This is a genomic window from Neobacillus drentensis (assembly GCF_036965245.1).
GTDB lineage: Bacteria > Bacillota > Bacilli > Bacillales > Cytobacillaceae > Neobacillus > Neobacillus drentensis_G.
The window spans coordinates 1-1,434 of the sequence record NZ_JBALPG010000256.1 but is presented as its reverse complement, the minus strand read 5'-3'; the positions used below and the strand labels follow the sequence as shown (position 1 = coordinate 1,434).

At 30.1% G+C, this 1,434-nt stretch carries 2 protein-coding genes; both read right to left on the bottom strand.

Annotated features, from left to right (window positions below; all coding sequences use genetic code 11):
• Positions 1-96: 96 nt before the first annotated feature.
• On the bottom strand, positions 97-951 hold the full coding sequence (locus V7150_RS26525; protein WP_335524308.1) for an ABC transporter ATP-binding protein: 855 nt from the start codon (positions 949-951) through the stop codon (positions 97-99).
• Positions 948-1,331 (bottom strand): GntR family transcriptional regulator, encoded by a 384-nt coding sequence (locus tag V7150_RS26520; protein ID WP_335524305.1) that lies wholly within the window; start codon positions 1,329-1,331, stop codon positions 948-950. The genes V7150_RS26525 and V7150_RS26520 overlap by 4 nt, the downstream gene beginning before the upstream one ends.
• Positions 1,332-1,434: the final 103 nt, after the last annotated feature.

The window sequence follows — 1,434 nt, the reverse complement described above, 5'->3', positions numbered from 1 at the left end:
GATAAAGATAGGACCAACAACTGAAAAAATAAGCATAAATAATAAATATTTTTTTGCCAAAATAAAATCCTTTTTGACAAGATGAAATAACATTTTTTATTCCCCCTTTATATACGCTAACATAATACTTTCAATGGAAGGTCTTTCTATAATGATGTCATTCATTTGTTCACATATTACATCTTTCTTATCGGTAATACCTTCAAAACCAAACGATGTTTGATTTAAACTTAAAAATAATTTTCGTGTGTATTCATTAATTAAATTGTTACCGCCTTTTACCAACGCGTGTCTTTCTAATAATTCATCTTTACTTTCATTTATTATTATTCTCCCATTATCAATTAGAATAAGAATGTCAGCTATTTTATCCAGATCAGAAGTAACATGAGTAGAAAAGAAGATACTTTTCCCCATCTCCTTCATAAACTCTAAAAATATGTTCATTAACTCACTTCTAACTAATGGGTCAAGCCCACTTGTTGGCTCATCCATGATCAATAAATCAGCGTGGTGAGAAAGAGCTAATGTAATGGCAAATTTCATTCGCATACCTTTAGACATTGCAGCAATTTTCTGATTTAAATTCAATTTAAACCTATTTATGTAATTAAAAAAAACATTTTCATCCCAATCGGAATAGGATGGAGCAATAATACTCTTCATTTCTTTCAATGTCATTTCTTCATAAAAATAACCTTCATCCAAAACAACACCAATACGATTCTTTACTTCACTTTCACTTTTTTCCATTTCTTTTCCAAAAAAATGAATACTTCCATCATCTTTTGGATAGAGGCCTAGTAGAGTTTTTATTGTTGTCGTTTTCCCAGAGCCATTAATACCAACGAAACCTGTAATACAGTCCTCTTTAAGTGAAAAATCCACTGAATCTAAACTAAATTTATCTAACTTCTTCTTTAAGTTTTTTACCTCTAAAACGTTTTTCACCCTTCATCCCCCTCTTCAAAAATAATATCCATCATTAAATTAAGTTCTTCTTTCGTTATTCCAAGAGTTTTAGCCATTTGCCAAACCTCTGCGAGTTTTTTTTCTAACATATGCCTTTTAGTTTCAGATAACATATCCAAGTTTTCTGGTGCTACAAACGAACCCTTTCCAACTTTTGATAAAATAAATCCTTCTTTTTCCAATTCGTCATATACTCTTTTTGTTGTAAGAACACTAACATGTAAATCACTTGCTAATGAACGTATGGATGGAAGTTGTTCACCCTCCTTTAATTCCTGACGGAGAATTCCTCCCTTTATTTGTTCTTTTATTTGCTGATATAACGGTTGATCGGAAATATTATTAATGATTATTTTCATTGCAAAACCTCACTTTCAAAAGTGTTTATGTATCACATATACACCATATACAACCAATACAATTTTATTTTAATTTACCCTTCTTCTATAATCAAGATAAAAG